The organism is Flagellimonas sp., assembly GCF_965222555.1.
Classification (GTDB): domain Bacteria; phylum Bacteroidota; class Bacteroidia; order Flavobacteriales; family Flavobacteriaceae; genus Flagellimonas.
The window spans coordinates 98,867-123,018 of the sequence record NZ_CBDCUG010000005.1 but is presented as its reverse complement, the minus strand read 5'-3'; the positions used below and the strand labels follow the sequence as shown (position 1 = coordinate 123,018).

Here is a 24,152-nt window from a genome sequence, read left to right as displayed (position 1 = left end):
CTTTTAGAACTCTAGAGTGTATTGATGTTGTTAAGGTCTTCAAAGGCCTTTTTTAATCTTTCAACAAAGGATTTTTCTCCTTCGCGAAGCCAAACCCTAGGATCATAGAATTTTTTATTGGGCTGATCATCTCCATCAGGGTTTCCTATTTGAGCTTGAAGATATTCAGATTTGTCCTGAACATAATCTCTTACTCCTGAAAGAAATGCGTACTGTAAATCTGTGTCAATATTCATTTTGATGACACCATAACCTATGGACTCTCTGATTTCCTCCAAAGTAGATCCTGATCCACCGTGGAAGACAAAATCAATATGATTGTGTTCCACTCCGTACTTTTCAGAAACAAATTCTTGCGAATTCTTCAAGATTTTTGGAGTCAACGTTACATTCCCAGGCTTGTATACCCCATGAACATTACCAAAAGCGGCAGCAATGGTAAACTTTGGGCTAATTTTTGACAATTCTTCATAAGCATACGCCACTTCTTCTGGTTGCGTATAGAGTTTGGAACTATCAATATCGGTATTGTCAACACCATCTTCTTCACCACCGGTCACACCAAGCTCAATTTCCAGAGTCATGCCCATTTTGCTCATGCGCTCCAAATAACCTTTACAGATTTCAATGTTTTCTTCAATGGGTTCCTCGGATAGATCGATCATATGTGAGCTGAACAGCGATTTTCCAGTAGCTGCATAATGCTCTTCGCTGGCATCCAAAAGTCCATCAACCCATGGCAACAACTTTTTTGCACAATGGTCTGTATGAAGAATTACAGTAGCTCCATAGGCTTCGGCCAACTGGTGCACGTGCTTGGCTCCGGCAACAGCTCCTTGTACGGCTGCTCTTTGGTTTTCATTGGACAATCCCTTTCCGGCATTGAACTGTGCTCCGCCATTAGAGAACTGTACAATAACGGGTGAGTTTAGGGCAGCGGCAGTTTCCAATACGGCATTTATGGTGTTGGACCCGATTACATTTACTGCAGGAAGTGCATAACCATTTTCTTTTGCGTGGTTAAAAATAGCTTGGACTTCATCGCCTGTAGCAACGCCCGGCTTAATATTGTGGGACATACGTTTAGTTAATTTTTGGTTAAATAAGTGAACAAAAGTAATAAAATATTCGGTCTAGAAAGGATAATTTATACCGATATTGAAACCTGCGTTTTTAAAGTTGTACTGCCTAAACCAACGTTTTGATGTTTCTTCGGCTGGATTATAGGTTTTAAAGCCTACGTCAAGCCGGAAAACAAAGTACGTGAAATCGTACCGGAGTCCAAAGCCAGTTCCTAGAGCTATATCTGCTAACGAATCGAATCCACTGAAGATGGCATCTGGGTTATCCTCATTGTCAAAAACATTCCAAATGTTGCCGGCATCAGCAAAAAAAGCACCTTTGACATCACCTGCTATGGGGAATCGATATTCAAAATTTAAGGCAAGCTTTAGGTTGGCCTCATTAAAATCATTGATGTTGTTTGTTCTTCCGGGGCCAAGTTCGTACGCCCTCCATGCCCTATTATCGTTAGACCCTCCGGCAAAGTAACTTCGGACAAAGGGAATGCTTTCCGAGTTTCCATAAGGTATAGCTAATCCCAAAAAGCTGCGGAAGGCCAATACTTTTGAGTTTGATACTTCCCAATGTCTGATGAAATCGAACTCAGTCTTGAAGTATTGCGAGAAAGGCACTCCAAAAACCAAAAGTTGGTCATTATCATTTTTATTGTAGGGTACTATCCCATCCAAAAGGGAAAGCAGGTTGCCCGCACTCTCTAACTTCACCCGTAGTTGATAGAAATCGTTGTCATTGATATCAACCTTACTGTTTTTTGAAAAAGAATAGTTGCTTGCAAAAATCAGGTTGTTCTCTGTTAACCGCTGTCTGCGTTCCTCAATACTGTTTATATTGTTACGTTCCTCTTGGTTCACTGGAATTTCATCATTCAATACTCCTTGGACAAAACTATTGGCTCCTGTAGGAATATTTAACTGTAACGGGTCGTCCACATTGTCTACTGTTTCATAAAATGACGCATACTGTGGATCATCCTGAAATTGATCCGCAATATTATCCAACCTTGCAAAAGTGTTTTGGTATTGATTATAAAAATTGTCGGGGTTTACATTTCGGACAAACTCTACGTTGATAAGCTCTATATTGTTTCTCAGGCTATTGGAAGGATTCCAATTATAAGAGAGAATTGTATTAAAGGATTGCTTGTCCAAGCCAATATTCTTTTGAAAATTGGTACCCACCAAGAATCTACTTTGGGGTAGCATATAATGCGGAATTATTTTCTCTGTATTCAATGGAAACCAGATACGTGGAAATGTAATGTTCACATCTCCGCCCAATTCCGATGTAAAAGTTCCGTTGGCCAGGGATGGATTCCGGTCATTGAGAAGTCCGATAGATCCCCTAGCTGATATATTCAATGTTTCTGCGCCTCCAAAGACATTTCTGGTAATTACAGTGGCACTAAATGCAGTGCCGATTTGATGAATATTGGAGTGGGTGACATCAAAATCAAGATTTAACGAGAATTTGGGTCTTGGAGTAAGGTAAATACTTGAGATGAGTTTGTTGTTCTCAACCAGCGAATCAATGATACTTGGATATTTAAAAGTGTTTAGGTTGGTAATCTGTCTATAGGTACGGATTCGATCCAGGTCTCTATATATACTATCCTTTTCAAAGAAAATGGCATCGGTCAGTGCTTCCGGTTTGTATTTGAGCTCGCCATTATAATATATGGTATAGTTCTCATGCTCTATCGATTTCAAGGAATCCTTATCCTCACCAATGAGATAATCGGCATAAATGTTCACTTTTTTAAAGCGATGTATTCTATAGGGTTCACCTGCTGAGTTATTATCATCGGCATTTCTGGGCTTTTGAATATTGAGTTGGACATTCATGGATTGGTCATCCGCTAGTCTCGTAGTATCCCTTAAAATGTCATAATTTATAGAACTTTCCTGAAAATTGTATACCCCCGAGTTCCTAAACAAAGTTGTTAAACGTTCCCGTTCACTATTGAAATTGGCCAAATCAAATTGTTCACCAGTATTGACAAGCGATTGTTCAGTGGAGCTATTGTAGATTGAATCCAGTTCTGGGGAGGATATATTTTTTTGTACGGTGTCAATAAAAAAAGGTTTTTGCAAATTGATTTTGTATTCAATTTCAGCCCTTTTTTTTCTTTTCTTTTGAACAATATTATAAGTTCCGGTGCGGTTAAAATAACCCTTGCTATTGTAATAAGCTTTTAATCGATCCACAGATTTTTGGGCCTGGGCAGTATCTATTATCACTGGAGCTTCACCAATTCTTTTTAAAAAATCACTGGCTCCTTTTACCATAAAAGATTCCCTTAATCGGTTTACTTGTTTTTGGGAAAGTAGATTGTTCAATCTTTTTTCCCTTTTTTCTTTTCTGTGCAGCCAAGACTGAAATGAAGAATCCGGGTTTTCCTTGGCAAGATTGTATAGATTTAAGCGTAATGGATATCCTAAAAGGCTACTATTGGGTTTTTGGGCAATCAAACTCCTTATGTCATCACTCTTTATCTTCTTGTCATCAGCAAAAATGGAGTTTTTGGTAAGGAGCAATTCATCATCCCCCACTTTTTTTAGGGTATTGCAACCAACCATGGTTAACATAAGCAACAATAATCTTATTTTTGCCCAGTTGCACATTAGACCTGAAAAACCCCTCATAGACGCCAAAAATACGCGATTTAGATGGTTACCAAAAACCAAATTAAACTAGTTACCAGCTTACAGCAAAAAAAGTACCGAACTCAACACGGACTCTTTGTGGTTGAGGGAAAAAAGACGGTAAACGAACTTTTGCAAGCTAGTACAAGGTTATATAAATTGTTTGTTACTAATGTGCAAGCAGTTCAGGATTTTGAAGGGACAGAGCTTGTTTCGCAAGCAGAATTGAGGCAGATGAGCAGTTTAAATACACCGAGCGACATACTGGCTGTATTTTATAAACCAAACAGTGTTGAAATAGAAAACAAGGATTGGATCATTGCTTTGGATGCCGTTCGTGATCCAGGAAATTTGGGAACCATAATACGATTGTGCGATTGGTTTGGGATAAAGCATTTGGTGTGTTCCTCAGATACTGTGGATTGTTATAATCCCAAGGTGTTGCAAGCAACCATGGGTTCTATTGCCAGAGTGAATGTTCTGTATAAAGATTTATCCATTTTTCTTAAGGAAACATCCTTGCCAGTCTACGGTGCTTTTATGGATGGAAATACTGTGCATAATGAAAAATTGCCCAAAAAGGGTATTTTGGTTATGGGTAATGAAGCCAATGGAATTTCAAGCGCTGTTGAACAAGTGATTTCCCATAGAATTTCAATACCACAATTTGGAGATCAAACAACAGAAAGTCTAAATGTAGCAACTGCTACAGCCATTCTTTTAAATGAGATCAGAAGGACGTAACCCTAAAAACAGGCAAAGTTTCCTGAATTATTCAAATGTAAAATTGATGAAAAATCCCCTGGTGCGCATGGCATCAATGTTTCCTGTCCAAGGACTATTGGGGTCATTGTCAGGAACCAGCTCATCAGATAGGGCAAAAACACCGCGAATAGAAGGTGAAAACTTAAAGTATTCTGTGTAGATATCTATGCCAAAACCAAGCTCATAACCATAGACATTCTTTTTCATTCTGAACTCACCACTGCTGTTATCATCCAAACTATCTTCCTTACTCCCCAAATTCATCGAAGTATAAACCCCTCCGGTAACATACGGCTTCCAATTGCCAAACCTTTTGGCGCTTACTTTCAACAATAACGGAAATCTAATGTATGTTGATTTTACCTCTCGAATAGCATCTGCTTCAGAAGTAAAACCCGGAAATCCCAAATTTCTTGCCGTATATAGTAGGCCTGGTTCAAATCTTACATCCAAAAATTCATTGACACGCATTTCCCCAATTAAACCAACATTGAATCCAACACTCTTGTCCACCAATATATCTTGCCCAATATCATTTTCGTATTCAAACTGAAAATCATACTGGTTAAATCCAAGATAATAACCCCAATTCAAAAACTTTTGATCCTCGGTTTGAAGATTTAAGATGGGGTCTTTTTTAAACTGTGCCATGGAATTTGGGCATGCCACCAATAGCAGGCCAAATAGAAGAAGGACGTTTTTCATTAATTTATTTTGTAGCGACATAGATGGATGCCACCCCAAATGTCTGGGGCTTGTTCTCTATACCTATAAACCCAATTTTGTCCAAAATATTGTTGAATGCCGGTCCATGCGGAAAAACAGACGCCGATTTACTCAAATAAGCATATGCAGATCTGTCTTTAGAGAAGATTTTTCCGATAGTTGGTAAAATGTATTTAGTGTAAAAGCGATATCCCTGCTTAAAAGGTATTTTTGTGGGTACGGAGGTTTCTAGAATGACCAAACTTCCATTGGGTTTTAACACTCTGCGAATTTCACCTAAGCCTTTCTCCAAGTTTTCAAAATTACGAACCCCGAAGGCCACGGTTATGGCATCAAAAGTATTATCCTCAAAAGGAAGGTTTTCACTATCACCTACTACCATTTCAATGGTATTTTGAAGGTTTTTTGCTGAAATTTTGGCTTTGCCCACTTCCAGCATGCCTGGAGATAGATCTAGACCAACAATTTTCTCGGCTCCAGTAGCTATCATGGCAATGGCCAGATCACCAGTTCCTGTGGCAATATCGAGAATATTCTTCGGAGCTTTCTTTTTGAGAATGGAAACCACCTTTCTGCGCCATTTTATGTCAATACCAAAAGAAATAACCCTGTTCAACCCATCATAGTCCTCTGAAATTGTATCGAACATTTGTTTTACCTGTTCTTTTTTTCCTAGGTCGGAATCCTTATATGGTTTAACTTTTTTGGACATCTGAAGAATTTGCTGGCAAATATACAACTTAGGGATATGGAAGGGGTACAAAAATAATTACGTAATTTTGCCCAACAACAATGGAAATCTTTTCCGTATTATGTTAAGTATTCGTCTTTCAGACAGTGGGGACCATTCATTTTTGTTATTCAAATTGCACGGATTGGTTTTTTTTAAAACATCTTATTCTAATCAATGAAGATTATAATTGCGGGAGCAGGTGAAGTAGGCTTTCATTTGGCAAAGTTATTGTCGTATGAAGCACAGGATATCACATTGATCGATACCGATAAGGAAAGTTTGTCCTATGCCGATAATCACTTGGATATTAGAGTGCTTCGTGGCGATGCTACATCAATAGAAGTACTTCGGGATGCCAGGGTTGAAAGCTCGGAACTAGTAATCGGGGTAACCGCATCCGAAACCACAAATTTGACACTTTGCCTTTTGGCCAAGCAACTGGGTTGTAAACGGACCATTGCCAGGATTTCCAATACCGAATTTATGGATAACCGTGAGCTCATTAAATTTGATGAGCTTGGTATTGACGAATTGATTTCCCCTGAAGAATTGGCGGCCACTGAGATTCAATTGCTGTTGAATCAATCGGCATTCAACGATACTTATGAATTTGAAGAAGGGTTGTTGACCATGATTGGTGTTTTCTTGCCAAAATCGGCACCTTTTGTGGGAAAAATGGTCAAAGAAGCAGCCAAAATTTTTCCAGAGCTTCATTTTATGCCCATAGCGTTACAGCGCATGGGGACACAGTATACATTGATTCCAAGGGGTGACACTGTTTTTAAGGAAGGTGACCAAGTGTATTTCATTACATCCGATGAAGGTGTGGATGAGTTGTACAAGCTTACCGGTATGCAAAAAAAGGAGATCAAAAATGTGATGATTCTTGGAGGCAGTAAAGTTGGATTTAAAACTGCCCGTGATTTATGCAACAAAAAGTTCAATGTAAAACTTATAGAAAAAGACAAGGAAAAGGCCTTTGATATTGCTGATGACCTTCCACATGCACTGGTAATCAATGGAGATGGTAGAAACGTGGAGCTTTTGGATGAGGAAAGTCTGGATTCCATGGATGCCTTTATTGCTGTTACGGGAAATTCGGAAACCAATATCATGTCCTGTTTGGTGGCCAAATCCAAGAAGATTAAAAAGACTATCGCAATGGTAGAGAACATGGATTACTTTCAACTCTCCCATTCCATTGGTGTGGATACCTTGATTAATAAGAAATTATTGGCTGCCAATAATATTTTTAGATATATAAGAAGAGGAGAAGTTTTGGCCTTAACCCGTTTGAACAACTTAAATGCCGAAATTCTGGAGTTTGAGGTAAAAGCAACTTCCTTGGTAAACGGTGAGATCATCAGAGAACTGAACTTCCCGCGCGAGGCCAGTATAGGTGGGGTAATTAGAGATGGAAAAGGGATTATTGCATTAGGGGATTTTAAGATTATGGAAGGAGATCGCGTAGTGGTCTGTTGTCTTCCAAAAGCCATTCCACGAATAGAAAAGCTGTTCTTGTAATGGGATTGAATACCAGAATAATCATTCACATTATGGGGCTGTTGCTACTTTGCAATGGCTCTTTTATGCTTTTGGCCGCTTTTGTAAGTGGTATTTATAAAGATGGCGCAACATTGGATATTACGTTGGCAGCCATTGTGACCATGCTTTTTGGGGTAATGGCCATGTTTTACACCAGAGGTCATAAAAAAGAGGTCAAAAGGAAAGAAGGTTACATTGTAGTAACTTTTGGGTGGATAATCATGTCCATTTCCGGTACGTTGCCCTATCTTTTTTCTGGAGCAATACCTTCTGTTACCAATGCTTTTTTTGAAACAATATCAGGTTATACTACAACAGGTGCCTCTATATTGGATGATATTGAATCCCTTCCCAAAGGAATACTTTTTTGGAGGAGCCTGACCCATTGGATAGGTGGGATGGGTATTATTGTACTGGCCATTGCCATTTTACCACTTTTGGGCATAGGGGGAATGCAGTTGTTTGCAGCTGAGGCTCCAGGTCCGGCAGGAGATAAACTGCATCCAAGAATCACAGATACCGCTAAACGTTTATGGCTTATCTATTTTGGATATACAGTAGCGGAGACCATTCTTCTAAAACTGGCAGGAATGACATTTTTTGATGCCATGAACCACTCACTTGCCACACTTTCAACAGGAGGGTTTTCCACAAAAAATGCAAGTCTGGCGTATTGGAACAACCAACCGTTGATTCAATACATTACCATTGTATTTATGTTTTTGGCGGGAAGCAATTTCGTTTTGAGCTATTTCGCATTTACAGGGAAAGTACAACGGGTTTTAAAGGACGAGGAATTTAAATATTATACAAGCTTTATTGTGCTCTTTACCATAGCAGCGGCCTTGGTGGTATATTTTAGGGCAGATGTGCCCATTTCGGATTTTCACCCCATGGTTTTGGGAAAAGCAGAGAGTGCCTTTAGGCATACACTTTTTCAGGTGGTAGCTGTGGTGACCACAACAGGGTTTGTAACAGCTGACTTTACCAGCTGGACACCCTTTTTGACCGTTTTCTTTTTTGGATTAATGTTCCTTGGAGGGTCTGCAGGATCAACTGCTGGCGGAATTAAGGTAATGCGCCACCTTCTTATCATCAAAAATGGACTGCTGGAATTTAAACGTACCCTACACACCAATGCGGTTATACCGGTTAGATACAACAACAAGACGGTCACCGAACATATCGTCTACAACATTATAGCCTTTTTTGTGCTTTATATGCTGTTGTTTATTATAGGATCATTGGTTTTGGGCTTTTTGGGGCTTGATTTTGTGTCTGCCATTGGAGGGGCCGCTTCATCCTTGGGAAATGTTGGTCCGGCTTTGGGAAGCCTTAATCCTGTAAGCAATTATAACAGTTTGCCCAACGCTGGAAAATGGTGGTGTGGCTTTCTTATGATACTGGGAAGGTTGGAACTGTTTACAGTGTTGATCATACTTACCCCTTATTTCTGGAAAAAAACGTAGCTTACCTTCCATTTTAAAACGCAACTTCGAATGCTATGAAAAAAATCGTTTTTCTTTTTCTAGGTACTTGTCTATGTTTTTTTGGTTGTAAGGTTTCCGAAGAAGATGATAAGGCGGAAATTATGCAAATATTACATGATCAAGAAGAAGCTTGGTCCAATCATGATTTGGAAGGATTTATGCAGGGCTATTGGAAAAATGACTCACTACAATTTTATGGAGCAAGAGGGCTGACCCTGGGCTGGGACAAGACCCTTTCAGGATACAAGGAAAGATATCCTTCCAAGGCAGATACGGGGAGTTTGAAATTTACCATTGATGCGGTTACCAAAATCGATTCAAATTCCTATTATGTTATGGGACAATATCACCTTACCAGAGAAGTTGGTGATGCCAATGGGGTATTTTTGATCGTACTGCGAAAAATCAATGGTGAATGGAAAATTGTTGCAGATATGTCTTGCTAAAACCCCTTTTCAGAATTGAAGCAACCTATCTATATAAATGAAACATTTATTGAGGAAAACACAAATTTCCTTGAGCTTGTTGATGAACTGAGTAAAATTTTTAACTCAGGTTCCATTGTGGTGCCCAAACGCCATCATCATGACTTTCCAAATCCGAAAACCAATAAAGACAGTACTCTGCTACTTATGCCCGCTTGGAACCCGGGAAAAGAAGCAGGGGTCAAAGTCGTTACCGTGAATCCCGGTAACGATAGCTTTGGGTTACCTTCCATTCAGGGAACCTATCTTTTTATGGATGCTGTCACGGGAACACTGAAGGCAATAATGGAAGCCAAGAGTTTGACCGCAAAACGCACCGCTGCTGCGTCGGCCTTAGCTTCAAGCTATTTGTCCAAAAAAAATGCATCTTCCATGTTAATGATTGGCACAGGAGCACTTTCTGTGAATTTAATCAAGGCACACGCTTCTGTTAGACCCATTAAAAATGTGTTTGTTTGGGGAAGAAATCAGGAAAAAGCAATAAAGGTTTGCAAGGCACTTTCCAACGAAAAGTTTCAGATAGAGGCTATTTCCAGGATAGATGAAAAAGTTGGGAAAGTTGACATTGTTTCTTGTGCTACACTTTCGGAAACGCCATTGATATTTGGTAAAAATCTGGTCTCAGGACAACATATTGATTTAGTTGGGGCGTACAAACCGAATATGCGTGAGGCTGATGACGAAACCATTTTGAAATCTTCTATTTTTTTGGATACGTTTGAGGGTGGACTTAAAGAAAGTGGGGACATCGCAATCCCTCTAAAAGCTGGAATCTTCAAAGAATCTGATATTAAAGCAGATTTGTTTGGTCTGTGCGGCAAAAAACATGGGGGCAGAACAGATGAAAATGAAATTACGATGTTTAAATCAGTTGGACATGCTTTGGAGGATTTGGCCGCGGCAACGTATTACTATTCCAAATTTCAAAAATGAGCAACACCTATAAAAATATACTTGAAAAAACCACTTTTTCGCCTCCTTCAGATTGGTTGCAGATAAAAACCATTGATATGCATACCGGTGGAGAGCCTTTAAGAGTGATTGTGGATGGATTTCCAGAGTTAAAAGGAAATTCTGTTTTGGACTACCGAAGGTATTGCAAGGAAAATTACGATGATTTGCGCACCTCCCTAATGTTTGAACCTAGGGGGCATGCCGATATGTATGGGTGCATTTTGTTGCCACCCAACGATGAAGATGGAGATTTAGGAATCTTGTTTTTGCACAATGAGGGCTATAGTACCATGTGTGGTCATGCAATAATTGCCATTTCCACCCTTGCGGTTCAGATGGATTGGATTCAGGTGATGGAAGGTGAAAACATGCTCAAAATTGATGCGCCATGTGGGCGGATTATTTCCTATGTAAATGTGGTGGATAAGGAAGTAAAGAGCGTTCGTTTTCACTGTGTGCCTAGTTTTGTGGTTGGACTCGACAAAAAAGTCAATGTGGAAGGGTTGGGAGAAGTGATATATGATTTGGCGTATGGCGGGGCATTTTATGCCTACGTGGATTTGAAAAAGAACAATTTGAACCTGGATTTATCGACTGAATCGTACCAAGATTTAATTACAAAAGGAATGACAATTAAACATGCAGTAATGAGGCAAGACACAGAGGTATTGCACCCTTTTGAAGATGATTTGAGCTTTCTTTATGGAACTATTTTTATCGATGGTTCTTCTAAAGAAAATGTTGACAGCAGAAATGTGTGCATTTTTGCCGAAGGAGAAGTGGATAGATGTCCGACAGGTTCAGGAGTTTCAGGACGGATGGCCATTCATTGGGCCAGAAAAGAGTTGGAGTTGGACCAAACCATGACCATTGAAAGTATTACGGACTCTGTTTTTAAGGGAAGTGTGGTTTCCGAAGAGGATTATGGTCCATTTAAAGCGGTTATTCCACAAGTTGAAGGTACTGCCCATATAACCGGGGCACACACTTTTGTCATCGACCCAAAAGATCCCATGAAAAATGGATTCATCCTTAGATAAAAAAAGGAACCCTTAAGGGTTCCTTTTTAATTCAATTTCAGTATTTGGCTATGATACCGCTGAAGCGATTCGAGAAATAGCTTCCTTGATTTCATCAACGCTGGCAGCATAAGAAATACGAATGCTATTGCCATTTCCAAAAGCATCTCCGGTAACTGTTGCAACATTGGCTTCTTCCAATAAATACATGGCAAAGTCAGAAGCATTGTTGATTTGCTTACCATTCAGTGTTTTTCCAAAGAAGGCACTTATATCGGGATATACATAAAATGCTCCTTGGGGTTCGTTGCACTTGAAGCCTGGAATATCATTCAATAACTCCAAAATAAGCTTTCTTCTGTTTTTGAATTCATCGACCATATATTGTACACGACTCGGTGATTCCAAAAGCGCTGTAATTACAGCGCGTTGTGCAATACAATTGGCACCACTGGTAACCTGTCCTTGCAATTTATTGCAGGCTCTGGCAATATAAGTTGGAGCACCAATGTATCCAATTCGCCATCCTGTCATGGCAAAAGCCTTGGCCACTCCATTAACGGTAACTGTTCGGTCGTACATATCATCAAAACCGGCCATGGAGGCATGCTCTGTTACGCCATAATTGATATGTTCGTATATCTCATCACTCACAACTACTATTTGCGGGTGTTTTTGCAGTACATCTGCTAGGGCCCTGAGCTCCTCTTTACTATAAATAGACCCACTGGGGTTGCATGGAGAGCTGTACCAAAGCATCTTGGTCTTTGGTGTTATGGCAGCTTCCAACTGCTCTGGGGTCATTTTAAAATCATTTTCAATGGAAGTGGCAACTTCCACTGGTACGCCACCGGTAAGTTTAACGATATCGCTGTAGCTTACCCAGTATGGGCATGGAAGAATAACCTCGTCACCCTTGTTCAAACAAGCTTGGGCCACATTATAAAGTGACTGTTTTGCCCCTGTGGAAACTACAATTTGAGAACGGTCATAGTCAATGTCATTGTCTCGTTTGAATTTGGTGATGATGGCATCTTTTAGCTCAACATATCCATCCACCGGAGTATACGAGTTGTACCCGTCGTTTACGGCCTGAATGGCTGCTTCTCTAATGTAATCAGGTGTTTTAAAATCTGGTTCTCCCAGACTTAGTCCAATGATATCTTTTCCTTCAGCTCTCAGTTCCCGAGCTTTTGCAGCCATTTCAAGGGTTGCGGAAGGGACTAAACTATTAATCCTATCCGAAAGTTGGTTGCTCATAAATCCAATTATTTTACTGGTATTGAAGAGCTGGGTTTTTGCCTAACTCTCTCAAATGTTTGAAGTGCGAAATTATAGCTTTTCTAGTAGTTTTATATTCGTTGTAAGGCAAATTAAACTCCTTAGCCGTTTGTTTCACAATTTTGGAAATTTTTGTGTAGTGAACATGGCTGATATTCGGAAAAATATGATGCTCAACTTGATGATTAAGACCTCCGGTAAACCAGTTTACGATACGGTTTTTTGTGCCAAAATTTACCGTTGTGGCCAGCTGATGGATGGCCCAAGTATTTTTCATAGTCCCATTTTCATCGGGTAGAGGAGTCTCTGCTTCATCAACAATATGGGCCAATTGAAAGACCACACTTAAAATTACGCCAGCCACATAATGCATGATAAAGAAACCTAAAAGAACTTGCCACCATGCAATTTCTACAAAAATCAATGGAAGAACAATCCAAATGGTAATGTAAAGTAGTTTGGTAATCACCAAAGTACTCCAGTTGATAACAGGATTGGGTAATTTACCATAGGACAACTTTCTTTTCATGTAACGGTACATTTGTTGAAAATCTGTGGTAATCGCCCAGTTAAAAGTCAACAGACCATAAAGGAATATGGAATAGTAGTGTTGAAATTTATGATGCTTTCGCCATTCGGCATGCCTTGAAAAACGAAGGATTCTTCCTGCTTCCATGTCCTCATCATGGTCTTGGATATTGGTATAGGTGTGATGTAGTACATTATGTTGTACTTGCCAGTTGTATACGTTACCGGCCAAAATGTATATGCTGCCACCCATGAGTTTGTTCACCCAATTTTTATTGGAATAAGAGCCGTGGTTGCCATCATGCATAACGTTCATTCCAACACCGGCCATACCTACTCCCATTGTTATGGACAAAAGAACATAGCCCCAAAAGGGAAGGTTCAATGTCAACATTAAAAAATAGGGGGTTAGGAACACGGCGAACATTACCACTGTTTTCAAGTGGAGTTTCCAATTTCCGGTTTTCTTTATTTGGTTTTCACTAAAGTATTGGTTTACCCTTTTGTTTAGTGTTTTGAAGAATTGTGCTGAATCTTTTCTTGAAAACCGGATAATCTCCTTTTCCATAAAATAAATTTTTTCAAAGGTAACTAAATTGACCTGTCAAGCGAGTTACCTTTTTATAAAACGATGTTAAGATGCCAAAAGTATTAATTTTGCGCAAATTAACAGATTGTACATGGATGTAAACCTAATATTCAAGTATTTTACGAAACTCACCGAAGTTCAAAGACGTCATTTTGAGGATTTAGATGCGCTATATCAGGATTGGAACAAAAAGATAAATGTGGTATCCAGGAAGGATATTGATGAGTTATACCTTCGCCATGTGTTACATTCCTTGGGCATCGCAAAGATTCAGCAGTTTAATGAAGGTTCGCAAATTTTGGATGTAGGGACTGGTGGAGGTTTTCCAGGAATTCCATTGGCAATTTTATATCCAGAAGTACAATTTACTTTGGTAGATGCCATTGGAAAAAAGATTAAGGTGGTACAAGAGGTTATAGATGGGTTAGGGTTGAAAAATGTTAGTGCACATCATTCCCGCGTAGAAGATTTAGATGGTCAATTTGATTTTATTGTAAGTCGTGCGGTGGCGGCCATGCCTACTTTTGTGCACTGGACCAAAGGAAAACTCAAGAAAGATTCCGCTCATGAGCGGAAAAATGGAATCCTTTATTTGAAAGGAGGAGATTTAGCAGAAGAGTTGAAGGATTACAAAACCGTACAGGTTTTTGATTTAAAAGAGTACTTTTCCGAAGCATTTTTTGAGACCAAGAAAGTGGTATATCTGCCTCAAAAATATAAAGTCCCCTCTTAAATACTCAACATTCTATTATAGACCAATCTGCATTTTCTGCTATACTCCCTAACGGATTGTATAAAGTGATAGATTCGCTTTTTCATAGGAAACAAAGTTTAAATTGCGTTAATTTTACAATTACTTAACGTTAAATTTACATAGAAAATTGCTTTCATCCAATTTGGATGTCAATTTTAACTTAAATATGCGGTTCTGCAATTGGATGTCCTATATGTGTAAAAGCTTTAAGTATAAGGAATTACGGTCTTGGCTCGGATTTGAGTAGTGGGTTTAGTTTACTAAACATAAACTCCCATGCTTTGGTTCTATTTTCCATATCTGGAGGTAATATTTCAAACTTTTGGACAAATGTTAGTTTTGTAGAGCTTGGAGTTACTTGTTCCAAAAGAATTTTTACGACACTGTCCGGAGGAGGTTTCAAAAGGCCATCATATGTAAGGTTGAAAACGATTTTCTCTGGAGCCAGGATTTCTTGGTAAATACCAGTAATGTAAAAAGAGTCTCCATTTTCTTTTTTTAGTTCGATACGATAAGCTCCGTTTATCTGAAAATTCACACTGATATTTCCAATATTTAGGTGTTTTGGGCCGAACCATTGAGCAATCAAATTGGCTTTGGAGAACCATCGGAATAGCTCTTCAATGGAACAGTCAAAGGTTCTTTCTAAGTAAAGACTATTTGTTATCATTCCTACTGCTGTTTTTGAATCAATAGTTCGAGCTTGTCAAAAGATTGATTCCAAAAGTTACTGTAATAGGTAATCCACTTTAGGGCAGGTTCCATGGAGTCTCTATTCAAGGATAGGATACGATACTTACCCTTTCTTTGCTTAGAAACAATCTTAGCTTCTTCTAAAACCTTGATGTGTTTGCTCAAGGCTTGAAAGGAAATGGAAAAATTCTCTTGTAGTTCCAATAACGTTGAATCCTTTTGGTGTAGTAACTCCACTACCTGTCTTCTATTGCTATCTGCTAACGCCGAAAATATATTTTCCATGGCTTATGCTATTTCAAAAGATGCGCTCACGATGTCCAATGTGGTCTGTTTAGGTGGGGATTTAGGTTGGCTTGCCTTTAATGCCATTCTAAAAGAGATGAATTCAGGAACATTATTAAGTTTGGCCATGGTTTCGTTATCCGCGGCCATATTTATATGAATGAAGGTATTGGGGTTTTCTTGATCTGTGTAGGATGAGTAAAGCATTCCCTCAATTGGGTTGTCCTTAAGAGCTTGCATTACCTTCTGAATGTTTCTTTTGTTTTCTTCAATATAATGTTCCTGTACTGTGTATTGAACCTTCACTGCTTTCATAATACAATATTTAAGTTTTTGATGTGATAAAGGTATTTAATTTAATTCATTCAACCAATTGGTTGAATGAATGACTTGAAAAGGATAAAGTCCATCGGAAAAAATCGTACTAGCGTCTACCTGAAACTAAAAGTGACTTGTATTCCTTGAGCCTGGATATTACTGTTGGAATGGAACATGGTTTTGGTCATCCTCACCAAGAATCCCTACTTCAGATTCGAGTTGTTCCAGTGATTTGGATTCCTCAAGAATGGGGTCCTTCGTAATGTAAAGTAATTCGACCACCGAAATCAAGTCTTTGACTATATTGATCGTGGAGTCGCTATCGTTCATCAAAGAAGTGGCCATTTCATTGGTAATGTGGTTTTTTCGGATCAACTGGTTGATCGAGCCATTCATGATTACGTCACTTTTATCTGCTTTGTCCCTAAGCCTATCCAATTTGGTAAGATATAAGGATGGGTTTTCGGCATTTTGGATATCCGTTATAATACGCATGACCTTTACTATGATTTTACGCAGCGCATTATATTCTCTTTTAATATAGGAATTGTTGGAATCCATATACAAAGAAAGATTTCGATGTATAGGTTTCATGGCTTTAACCACGGAAACAATGTGCCTGTTTGCAATAAGGATGTTTCTAATTGTAGCTATAAGATCTTTGTCCAGTTCATGCTTACTTTGTAGAATGGTGGCATACTCTACAATTTTGTTATAGATTGATTTGATTTTCAGATAATACAGTTGATCTAAATCCACCTCGATAACCTTTTTACTGTCTGCAAGGACTTTGGCTTTTTTGTCTGACCGAATGTCCTCTCTTCGAATATGTATTCCATGAGCGATCGCCTTAAAGGCCGATTTTTCAAAAAGTCTGGTTGATTCTTTAACAAGTGCCGCTATCCCAGTTTGGGGATACTTAAGGTCCGCCTTGTTGAGGTACATGGGTTGGTCAATTTCTTTTTCTGGATCAATTTGTTCCGGGACAAACCTTTCGACAATTTTGGCTATGGTGGGTACAAACCAAATCAATAAAAAGGTATTTGTTATGTTAAATGTGGTATGAAATACCGATAAGGCCACAGGAATGGCGGTCGCCTCAACAAAAGGAGATGCCCCTCCATCCTTTGTAACGAACCAATTAACCGTATTTAAAAAAGGGACAAAGAGAATGAGCAACCATATTACCCCTAGCAGGTTGAATATCAGGTGCGCTCGAGCAGCACGTTTAGCTTGAAAATTGGCCACTATGGCCGCCAAATTGGCTGTAATCGTAGTTCCTATGTTTTCCCCAAGAACCATTGCGGCTGCCATATCAAAAGGAATCCAGCCCTCATAACACATAATCAAGGTCAGGGCCATGGTGGCACTGGAAGATTGAATGATGACGGTCAATAATGTGCCAATCAATAAAAAAATCAGGATTGACCAGAATCCAAGTTGCGTGTATTTTGCTAAAAAGGCCAAGGCCTCTGGATTGTTTCCTATATCTGGAACGGCATCCTTTAAAAACTGAAGCCCCATAAACAGGATGGCAAACCCTATAATAAAACGTCCCCATTCTTTGGCATTTTTGTTTTTTGAAAAAGTCAACATAAAACCAAGTCCTACCAGAGGGAGCGCTATCGCTCCCATATTGACCTTGAATCCCAACAACGTAATTAGCCATGCGGTTACTGTGGTGCCAATATTAGCACCCATAATTACCCCAATTGACTCAGTAAGGGTAAGCAATGATGCATTGGCAAAACTTACTACCATTAAAGTTGTTGCCGATGAGGATTGAATAACGGAGGTAATCAAAAAACCTGTAAAAACTGCAAAAAGGCGATTTGATGTCATGGAAGCTAGAATCTTGCGCATTTTATCACCGGCAACCTCCATGAGTGCATCACTCATTACCTTCATTCCATAAAGAAAAAGCCCTAGCGAACCGAGCAATGTGACTATTTCAGCAAAACCATATTCCATAAATGAACAAGATTGTTAAACAATTCCTTGAAATGAAAGTACAAGAAATACTCGAAAATTAAAATGACGGTTGGAGTTCCAAATCATTTATATGGGTTTTATGTGAGAATCATACAGGTCTTAATAAAAAAGCCCCATTCTCCTTTAGGAAAATGGGGCTTTAATTACTGTTTTTTCAGGAAATTATCCCAAAAAAGGATATCTGTAATCTTCTGGTGTCACAAAAGTCTCTTTGATCAACCTTGGAGATACCCAGCGTAGTAAGTTCTGTGCAGAACCTGCTTTGTCATTGGTTCCTGATGCCCTTGCTCCACCAAATGGCTGCTGTCCAACAACAGCACCGGTTGGTTTATCGTTGATATAGAAGTTTCCAGCGCAATTTTGCAATGCTTTGGTGGCTTCATCAATAGCATAGCGGTCCGTGGATAAAACAGCACCTGTCAGTGCATATTCCGATGTTCCATCGACCAATTCCAAGGTTTTGCTCCAATCTTTGTCTTCATAAATGTATATGGTAACTACAGGCCCAAAAAGTTCAGTGCACATTGTTGTATACTTAGGATCCTGAGTTAGGATAACCGTAGGTTCTACAAAATATCCTACGGATTTATCGTAACCACCACCTGCAATGATTTCCGCATTATCATCCGCTTTGGCTTGGTCAATGTATTTGGCCAATTTATCAAAAGAACCTTCATGGATTACCGCAGTGATAAAGTTGCTCATATCGGCTGGAGAGCCTGGCTTGTTCATTGAATCAATATCAGCTTTAACCAAATCCAAAACTTCCTTTGCAGTTGATTTTGGTAGGTATACCCGAGATGCAGCACTGCATTTTTGTCCTTGGAACTCAAATGCGCCCCTGACAATTGCAGTTGCTACCTGAGCTGGTTTTGCCGTTGGATGTGCAAGAATGAAATCTTTTCCTCCAGTTTCCCCAACAATTCTTGGGTATGTTTTATAAGTATGAATATTGTTTCCAATTTGTTTCCACAATTCTTTAAAAACAAAGGTTGATCCAGTAAAGTGAAGCCCTGAAAAATCTGGATGGGAAAGTACGGTTTCCGTAACCATGACAGGATCTCCAAAAACTACGTTTATAACTCCATCGGGTAAGCCAGCTTCCTTAAATACATCAATAAGTACTTTTGCAGAGAAGACCTGACTGTCACTAGGTTTCCAAACCACAACATTTCCCATCATAGCCGCACTTGCTGGCAGATTACCTGCAATGGCCGTGAAGTTAAAAGGTGTAATGGCATATACAAAACCTTCCAACGGACGATATTCCACACGGTTCCAAATACCATCGGCGGACTCTGGTTGTTCCGAATAGATTTGTGACATGTATTCCACATTAAAGCGTAGAAAATCGATAAACTCACAGGCTGCATCTATTTCTGCTTGGTGAATGGTCTTGGATTGAGCCATCATGGTAGCTGCGTTTATTTTGGCACGGTAAGGACCTGCAACCAAATCTGCGGCTTTTAAGAAAATTGCTGCTCGCTGTTCCCAGGTTAAGTCTGCCCAAGTTTTCCTTGACTCCAAACAACTGGAAATAGCTTGCTCTACATGCTTTTTTTCTGCTAAATGGAACTTTCCAACTATATGTCCATGCTCATGCGGAGGTGACATTGATATGGTGTTTCCGGTCTTGATTTCTTCAGAACCGATGTACAGTGGAACTTCAACATTTCCATTGTAATAAGCGTCATATTGCTTAAGTACTTCCTCACGTTCTGGAGTGCCGGGAGCATAACTTTTTATTGGCTCATTATAAGCAGTCGGAACTTGAAAAAAACCTTTTCCCATTATGGTGAATTTTATGTGTTAAAAATTCCGACAAAGGTACTAAAAGAAAAAAGTATTTACAGATTAATAATTACAAGATATTGTAATTGAATTAATGAAAATAAAGAGCTCGAAATTTTAATTTATCGCAAAAGGAGCAGCAAATTTGAAAGTGGGAATATCTACTTCAAATTCTTCTGTTGAGGTGAAGTTTACCATATGGTAATACCCACGCATGGCACCAATAGGAGATGCCAATAAGCAACCGGAGCTATATGTGTGGGATTTGCCGGGCTTAATAACGGGTTTTTTACCAATTACACCTTCACCATCTATAGTTTCCATTTCTTTTAAAGCATCAAAAATATCCCAATGCCTGGCAATTAGCTGGACGGCATCTTTGCTCTGGTTTTCTATAGTGATGGTATACCCAAAGGCATAGTGCATTTTGTAGTTCTTAAAAAAAGTACCTTCAAAAGTGGTTTGCACAGATACCTTTATTCCCTTTGTAATTTGAGTAAACATAAGCTTAATAAGTAAAAATACTTCCTGTAAACAGCACAATGATAACAAACAATGCCAAAAAAGCAAACATCGTGTTCAGGAAAATGTATTTAACAATCGTTTTAACCCTTCCTTGCCCATAGAACCTTCGCATTGACTTATACAGGTAAAAACTGAAAATCAGAAAAAAGATACCCATACTCGCCGTATTGAAAATAGTATCTATTATCAGGCTAAGGATGAGCAAGATAAATAATAATGATTGGTTGTGGAAACTAAAGATAAGATGATCGGTGTAGGTGTATTTTTTTCTGATGTATACCACCCAAATGAAAACCGTAAAGATGGGAAGGAAGAAGAAAATGACCAAAGGTAACTTGCCAATGGTGTTGTTTACGTATGTGCCTGGCTGTTCCATGGCTTTTAAAGAACTCTTAGATCCATTAAAGGCTATTCTGTTTCTCCATGAAGTGTTTGCTCCATATTTTTCCTGTGCTTCTTGAAAGGTTTTTATGGAATCCTTTTGTAAAAACGTAAAGAAAAATTCCATTCTTTTTCCAAGACCTCCTGCATTCTTATTTTGAATACTTTCAAGGTATTTTCTTGGATTTGCCAACATAAAGGAATCTTTTTTGGCCTCTGCCCGTATTCCTTGACCTATAATGGACTGTAATGAGTCTATGCTTTGGATTCCAGGAATAGGAATTTTTTCTAGGTTATCCAGAGAATCAAGTTGATTTAGCGCTTCTTCAGTCTGTTTCTGTATGTTCGTGCTGTCTTTGGGAGTTTCTCCGTTATTAAAACTATAAGATAGCGGGCCCGTCTTCTCAATTCTATCTTTCAAACCAAGATCATCCCAAGTGTAAAGATTGTTGTCATAGGTAAACATTAGGATGTAGATAAACGCTAAGCTCAATAAAAATCGAAATGGATTGGTATAGGCAACACGCTTTCCGTTAATGTAGTCCTTTGTTATGGTCCCTGGTTTTATAAGAAGGGCATAAAGGGTTTTTAGAAGCTTGGAGTCGTAATTGATGAGATTGGAGAAAAACTCATCAAAAAAATCTTTTAGCACCAGTTTTTTTGTGCTATTGGCTTGGGAGCAGTTGGGGCAGTATTTGTCACTGATGTCCAGTGGGTGATCACAGTTTAGGCACTTGTTTCCCCTGTATTTAAGCTCATATCGGCCCTTGGTGACTAAGGTTGGTTTTTTGTCCATTCCCTTTCAGGATTTGGCACTAAAGATAATTAATTGCTGATATTTCTGGAGTTGACGGATCCTATACCTATTATGCTGTCATATAGGTCTCCAAAATTTCGATAATACACTAGAATGAGATAGTTGTTCTCCGTAAAATGAAAGTTTCCACTTATATAGTTAAGGTCAATAGCTCCATCTTGGCGTTCCACCACATACTTATAATTATAAAAACCTTGTTTTATGGGTAATGTGAGCTCAAGCTTTCCATTCTCTTCATTAAAAACCATCTTATTCTCTTCTCCCAGGGCATAATTGTTGAATTTTCCAACGACATAGACATTGTCCAGTCCAATTTCGTTGGAGTAGGGAAGGCTAAAATGCACGTTAGAATATTCAGCTTCACGGGATACATCATCCCCTTGCAAGGTGCGAACCACAAAATCCCCATTTATATCAGGAAAATAGGTGTACGCTTTGTCATTTCTGTACTCGTTGGTGAATAAGTAATGGTTATATAACTCTTTAAATTCTACTTTGGAAATGGCAAACGTTGGTGATCTTAGGTCTTTGGTATCAAAATTGAGAAACTCATTGCTCCCATAAAAACTTGTTTCTTGGTCATATTTATAGACAAGCTCTTTGCCTAGGGTAAATTGTGGTTTAATGTTGTATAGTGTTGTTGGCCAGAAGTGATTTTGAAGAATGGCCACTTTAATTTCTTTCTTTGGGTTAACCACTGGAAAGCCTGCTGTATTAATGTTGAACTGGACTACTTGCTTTTCGTTTAAAAAGTTGAAATCCCTTGAACGCTTTACTACCCCGCCAACCTTCACCAAATCTTTGTAGATTACAAATCGTCTGGAAAACTGAAGATCGCCATAACTATTATAAATCTCAATAAGGTAGTTGCCACTTACTTTTAACCGCACATTGTTATTGGGAATGGTCAATCTATAATTGGAATAGGGCTGAAGTGTGTTATAACTGTTTTCGTAATCAATAATACGTTGGTTGTCCGCTCCCACCAGATATTGCGATTTTAAAAGCTGGGAAGGAGTCCAATCATAATCGCAGTGAACAATTTTATAGTAATAATCTTGTTCGCTTGCCGTAAGATCGTCAAACTCCAGATTTAAGGACTCCCCTAATTTAATGACTGGGAATTGATCTTCCGTGGGCCCTCTAAAAACTACGGTCTTTATATGTTCGGGAGGGTTGATTTCCTCTTGTACCTGACCAAAAACACCGGTAATAAAAAGGAAAAAGAATGTTTGTTTGATTAAAAAGCGCATTCAGGGCTTATTTTTGGGTAAAGGTAAACAAAAAGTGTGCCTGGCAAATTTAGCTCGATGTAATCCCATTTTTATGGTCAAATAATTATGAAAACAATCCTTTTAGTGCTAAATTTGCCGCGATTTTGATAACAAAAGGTCTATAACAATATGTCTAAAGACATCCGGATTAAAAAAGGGTTGAACATCAACCTTATCGGGGCAGCTGAGCAGACTACTTCTAAAGCCGTTTTAAGCAACGTATATGCCCTAAACCTAGACGATTTTCATGGAATAACACCAAAAATGTTAGTAAAACAGGGAGCTGAGGTAAAAGCCGGCGAACCACTATTTTATAACAAAAACAAAGAGGAAATGCTTTTTGTTTCTCCGGTAAGTGGAGAATTGGTTGAGATTGTCCGTGGGGCTAGAAGAAGAATTTTGACCCTCAAGATTCTTGCAGATAAAACTCAGGAATATGTAGAGCATAAACCTTTGGATTTGGCTAAATCAGATGCTGAAGGCATTAAAACCTTTTTATTGCAATCAGGAGGATGGCCCTTTATAAAGCAACGTCCTTACGATATCATCGCAAATCCTGATGCTATGCCCAAGGCTATTTTTGTTTCAGGATATACAACGGCGCCGTTGGCAGCTGATGCTGATTATGTTTTGCAAGGAAAAGAAGCAGAGCTTCAAGCCGCCGTTACTGCTTTGGGTAAGTTAACACCTGGTCAAATACACGTTTCTGTAGGGAAATCAAACAATTCGCCATTGGCAAATTTGGACGGTATTTCGCTTCATAAGGTGAGTGGGCCCCACCCTGCGGGATTGGTAGGCACCCAGATCAATAAAATAGACCCTATCAACAAAGGAGAAGTGGCATGGACCATTACTCCACAAGATTTGGTGATTCTCGGAGAGTTGTTCCTCACGGGTAAGTTTAATGCCGAGCGAACCATTGCATTGGCTGGTTCCGTAATCAAAGCACCAAAATATTATACCACTAAAATAGGGGCTGAAATTTCTACCTTTTTATATGCAAGTGGTGTCAACGAGGATAAATTCAGGTTGATTAATGGAGATGTCCTTACAGGTTTAAGGACAAACACCGAAGGTTATCTTGGTTTCTATAATAATACCGTAACGGCCATTCCAGAGGGTGACGATTATGAACTTTTTGGATGGAACAAGCCTGTTTTCAATAAAATATCGACAACAAGGGCACTTACCTTTTCTTGGATGCAGCCCAAAAAGAAATATGACCTTAACACTAATACCAATGGTGAGCATAGGGCATTTGTGGTAACCGGACAGTATGAAGAGGTGTTCCCAATGGATATTTACCCTTTACAACTGCTAAAAGCATGTATGGTAAAAGACCTTGACGAAATGGAACAATTAGGATTGTACGAAGTGGCTCCTGAGGATTTTGCCTTAACAGAGTTCATTTGCATCTCCAAACAACCACATCAACAAATAATCAGGGAAGGATTGGATTTATTACATCAAGAAATCGGATAA

22 protein-coding genes are annotated in these 24,152 nt (G+C 39.1%); 8 read left to right on the top strand and 14 right to left on the bottom strand.

Annotated elements, in window-relative coordinates; genetic code table 11:
• Positions 1-11: 11 nt before the first annotated feature.
• Together fbaA and ACOQO1_RS09115 are read right to left on the bottom strand one after the other, a co-directional pair.
• Complete coding sequence (gene fbaA / locus ACOQO1_RS09120) at positions 12-1,079, bottom strand: class II fructose-bisphosphate aldolase (RefSeq protein ID WP_420602565.1); 1,068 nt, start codon at positions 1,077-1,079, stop codon at positions 12-14.
• 54 nt (positions 1,080-1,133) lie between these two features.
• The gene (locus tag ACOQO1_RS09115; RefSeq protein WP_420604322.1) at positions 1,134-3,668 is read right to left on the bottom strand and encodes a BamA/TamA family outer membrane protein; all 2,535 of its coding nucleotides are present in this window, start codon (positions 3,666-3,668) and stop codon (positions 1,134-1,136) included.
• An 81-nt stretch (positions 3,669-3,749) separates the two neighbouring features.
• Here ACOQO1_RS09115 and ACOQO1_RS09110 point away from each other — a divergent pair, with 81 nt between their 5' ends.
• Positions 3,750-4,469: a TrmH family RNA methyltransferase gene (locus ACOQO1_RS09110; RefSeq protein WP_420602564.1), complete on the top strand. Its 720-nt coding sequence runs from the start codon at positions 3,750-3,752 to the stop codon at positions 4,467-4,469.
• 27 nt (positions 4,470-4,496) lie between these two features.
• On the opposite strand, the gene ACOQO1_RS09105 is transcribed toward ACOQO1_RS09110, so the two are convergent.
• Positions 4,497-5,195: a porin family protein gene (locus tag ACOQO1_RS09105; protein WP_420602563.1), complete on the bottom strand. Its 699-nt coding sequence runs from the start codon at positions 5,193-5,195 to the stop codon at positions 4,497-4,499.
• Between the two features lie 4 nt (positions 5,196-5,199).
• Positions 5,200-5,928: a bifunctional demethylmenaquinone methyltransferase/2-methoxy-6-polyprenyl-1,4-benzoquinol methylase UbiE gene (gene ubiE, locus ACOQO1_RS09100; RefSeq protein ID WP_420602562.1), complete on the bottom strand. Its 729-nt coding sequence runs from the start codon at positions 5,926-5,928 to the stop codon at positions 5,200-5,202.
• A gap of 195 nt (positions 5,929-6,123) precedes the next feature.
• Between ubiE and trkA the strand changes: the two genes are divergently transcribed.
• From trkA to ACOQO1_RS09075, 5 genes are read left to right on the top strand one after another with little or no spacing between them, the layout of a single operon-like run.
• Positions 6,124-7,473, top strand: coding sequence for a Trk system potassium transporter TrkA (trkA, locus tag ACOQO1_RS09095; protein WP_420602561.1), 1,350 nt, complete (start codon positions 6,124-6,126; stop codon positions 7,471-7,473).
• Complete coding sequence (locus tag ACOQO1_RS09090) at positions 7,473-8,963, top strand: TrkH family potassium uptake protein (protein WP_420602560.1); 1,491 nt, start codon at positions 7,473-7,475, stop codon at positions 8,961-8,963. The genes trkA and ACOQO1_RS09090 overlap by 1 nt, the downstream gene beginning before the upstream one ends.
• 35 nt (positions 8,964-8,998) lie before the next feature.
• Entirely contained in the window at positions 8,999-9,430 is a 432-nt protein-coding gene (locus tag ACOQO1_RS09085) for a YybH family protein (RefSeq protein ID WP_420602559.1), read from the top strand.
• Between the two features lie 15 nt (positions 9,431-9,445).
• Positions 9,446-10,402, top strand: a complete 957-nt coding sequence (locus ACOQO1_RS09080) for an ornithine cyclodeaminase family protein (RefSeq protein ID WP_420602558.1) — start codon at positions 9,446-9,448, stop codon at positions 10,400-10,402.
• The gene (locus tag ACOQO1_RS09075) at positions 10,399-11,463 is read left to right on the top strand and encodes a proline racemase family protein (RefSeq protein WP_420602557.1); all 1,065 of its coding nucleotides are present in this window, start codon (positions 10,399-10,401) and stop codon (positions 11,461-11,463) included. The genes ACOQO1_RS09080 and ACOQO1_RS09075 overlap by 4 nt, the downstream gene beginning before the upstream one ends.
• 48 nt (positions 11,464-11,511) lie before the next feature.
• Here the strand turns inward: ACOQO1_RS09075 and ACOQO1_RS09070 are convergent, their stop codons facing one another.
• Entirely contained in the window at positions 11,512-12,702 is a 1,191-nt protein-coding gene (locus ACOQO1_RS09070; RefSeq protein WP_420602556.1) for a pyridoxal phosphate-dependent aminotransferase, read from the bottom strand.
• A gap of 13 nt (positions 12,703-12,715) precedes the next feature.
• The gene (locus ACOQO1_RS09065; protein ID WP_420602555.1) at positions 12,716-13,819 is read right to left on the bottom strand and encodes a fatty acid desaturase family protein; all 1,104 of its coding nucleotides are present in this window, start codon (positions 13,817-13,819) and stop codon (positions 12,716-12,718) included.
• A gap of 112 nt (positions 13,820-13,931) precedes the next feature.
• Between ACOQO1_RS09065 and rsmG the strand changes: the two genes are divergently transcribed.
• A complete protein-coding gene (rsmG, locus tag ACOQO1_RS09060; RefSeq protein ID WP_420602554.1) occupies positions 13,932-14,573 on the top strand; it encodes a 16S rRNA (guanine(527)-N(7))-methyltransferase RsmG in 642 nt (213 codons plus the stop codon).
• A gap of 241 nt (positions 14,574-14,814) precedes the next feature.
• On the opposite strand, the gene ACOQO1_RS09055 is transcribed toward rsmG, so the two are convergent.
• The 8 genes from ACOQO1_RS09055 to ACOQO1_RS09020 form a co-directional block, all read right to left on the bottom strand.
• Positions 14,815-15,264 (bottom strand): SRPBCC family protein, encoded by a 450-nt coding sequence (locus tag ACOQO1_RS09055; RefSeq protein ID WP_420602553.1) that lies wholly within the window; start codon positions 15,262-15,264, stop codon positions 14,815-14,817.
• A 2-nt stretch (positions 15,265-15,266) separates the two neighbouring features.
• Positions 15,267-15,572: an ArsR/SmtB family transcription factor gene (locus ACOQO1_RS09050; protein ID WP_420602552.1), complete on the bottom strand. Its 306-nt coding sequence runs from the start codon at positions 15,570-15,572 to the stop codon at positions 15,267-15,269.
• 3 nt (positions 15,573-15,575) lie between these two features.
• On the bottom strand, positions 15,576-15,887 hold the full coding sequence (locus tag ACOQO1_RS09045; RefSeq protein WP_420602551.1) for a hypothetical protein: 312 nt from the start codon (positions 15,885-15,887) through the stop codon (positions 15,576-15,578).
• A gap of 159 nt (positions 15,888-16,046) precedes the next feature.
• The gene (locus ACOQO1_RS09040) at positions 16,047-17,861 is read right to left on the bottom strand and encodes a Na/Pi cotransporter family protein (RefSeq protein ID WP_420602550.1); all 1,815 of its coding nucleotides are present in this window, start codon (positions 17,859-17,861) and stop codon (positions 16,047-16,049) included.
• A gap of 183 nt (positions 17,862-18,044) precedes the next feature.
• Positions 18,045-19,673 carry an L-glutamate gamma-semialdehyde dehydrogenase gene (gene pruA / locus ACOQO1_RS09035; RefSeq protein WP_420602549.1) on the bottom strand — a complete coding sequence of 543 codons (1,629 nt, stop codon included), beginning with the start codon at positions 19,671-19,673 and terminating at the stop codon, positions 18,045-18,047.
• Positions 19,674-19,790: 117 nt separating this feature from the next.
• Positions 19,791-20,177 carry a Co2+/Mg2+ efflux protein ApaG gene (apaG, locus tag ACOQO1_RS09030; protein ID WP_420602548.1) on the bottom strand — a complete coding sequence of 129 codons (387 nt, stop codon included), beginning with the start codon at positions 20,175-20,177 and terminating at the stop codon, positions 19,791-19,793.
• Between the two features lie 4 nt (positions 20,178-20,181).
• Positions 20,182-21,375, bottom strand: coding sequence for a DUF3667 domain-containing protein (locus ACOQO1_RS09025; RefSeq protein WP_420602547.1), 1,194 nt, complete (start codon positions 21,373-21,375; stop codon positions 20,182-20,184).
• A gap of 29 nt (positions 21,376-21,404) precedes the next feature.
• Positions 21,405-22,649, bottom strand: a complete 1,245-nt coding sequence (locus ACOQO1_RS09020) for a type IX secretion system plug protein domain-containing protein (RefSeq protein ID WP_420602546.1) — start codon at positions 22,647-22,649, stop codon at positions 21,405-21,407.
• 150 nt (positions 22,650-22,799) lie between these two features.
• Here ACOQO1_RS09020 and ACOQO1_RS09015 point away from each other — a divergent pair, with 150 nt between their 5' ends.
• A complete protein-coding gene (locus tag ACOQO1_RS09015; protein ID WP_420602545.1) occupies positions 22,800-24,152 on the top strand; it encodes a Na(+)-translocating NADH-quinone reductase subunit A in 1,353 nt (450 codons plus the stop codon).

Coding starts and splice junctions, on each gene's coding strand:
- ubiE (WP_420602562.1), bottom strand. CDS start 5,928: ATGTCCAAAAAAGTTAAACCATATAAGGATTCCGACCTAGGAAAAAAA.
- ACOQO1_RS09105 (WP_420602563.1), bottom strand. CDS start 5,195: ATGAAAAACGTCCTTCTTCTATTTGGCCTGCTATTGGTGGCATGCCCA.
- ACOQO1_RS09065 (WP_420602555.1), bottom strand. CDS start 13,819: ATGGAAAAGGAGATTATCCGGTTTTCAAGAAAAGATTCAGCACAATTC.
- ACOQO1_RS09075 (WP_420602557.1), top strand. CDS start 10,399: ATGAGCAACACCTATAAAAATATACTTGAAAAAACCACTTTTTCGCCT.
- ACOQO1_RS09070 (WP_420602556.1), bottom strand. CDS start 12,702: ATGAGCAACCAACTTTCGGATAGGATTAATAGTTTAGTCCCTTCCGCA.
- ACOQO1_RS09085 (WP_420602559.1), top strand. CDS start 8,999: ATGAAAAAAATCGTTTTTCTTTTTCTAGGTACTTGTCTATGTTTTTTT.
- ACOQO1_RS09090 (WP_420602560.1), top strand. CDS start 7,473: ATGGGATTGAATACCAGAATAATCATTCACATTATGGGGCTGTTGCTA.
- ACOQO1_RS09040 (WP_420602550.1), bottom strand. CDS start 17,861: ATGGAATATGGTTTTGCTGAAATAGTCACATTGCTCGGTTCGCTAGGG.
- apaG (WP_420602548.1), bottom strand. CDS start 20,177: ATGTTTACTCAAATTACAAAGGGAATAAAGGTATCTGTGCAAACCACT.
- ACOQO1_RS09110 (WP_420602564.1), top strand. CDS start 3,750: ATGGTTACCAAAAACCAAATTAAACTAGTTACCAGCTTACAGCAAAAA.
- rsmG (WP_420602554.1), top strand. CDS start 13,932: ATGGATGTAAACCTAATATTCAAGTATTTTACGAAACTCACCGAAGTT.
- pruA (WP_420602549.1), bottom strand. CDS start 19,673: ATGGGAAAAGGTTTTTTTCAAGTTCCGACTGCTTATAATGAGCCAATA.
- trkA (WP_420602561.1), top strand. CDS start 6,124: ATGAAGATTATAATTGCGGGAGCAGGTGAAGTAGGCTTTCATTTGGCA.
- fbaA (WP_420602565.1), bottom strand. CDS start 1,079: ATGTCCCACAATATTAAGCCGGGCGTTGCTACAGGCGATGAAGTCCAA.
- ACOQO1_RS09055 (WP_420602553.1), bottom strand. CDS start 15,264: ATGATAACAAATAGTCTTTACTTAGAAAGAACCTTTGACTGTTCCATT.
- ACOQO1_RS09050 (WP_420602552.1), bottom strand. CDS start 15,572: ATGGAAAATATATTTTCGGCGTTAGCAGATAGCAATAGAAGACAGGTA.
- ACOQO1_RS09025 (WP_420602547.1), bottom strand. CDS start 21,375: ATGGACAAAAAACCAACCTTAGTCACCAAGGGCCGATATGAGCTTAAA.
- ACOQO1_RS09015 (WP_420602545.1), top strand. CDS start 22,800: ATGTCTAAAGACATCCGGATTAAAAAAGGGTTGAACATCAACCTTATC.
- ACOQO1_RS09115 (WP_420604322.1), bottom strand. CDS start 3,668: ATGTTAACCATGGTTGGTTGCAATACCCTAAAAAAAGTGGGGGATGAT.
- ACOQO1_RS09020 (WP_420602546.1), bottom strand. CDS start 22,649: ATGCGCTTTTTAATCAAACAAACATTCTTTTTCCTTTTTATTACCGGT.
- ACOQO1_RS09045 (WP_420602551.1), bottom strand. CDS start 15,887: ATGAAAGCAGTGAAGGTTCAATACACAGTACAGGAACATTATATTGAA.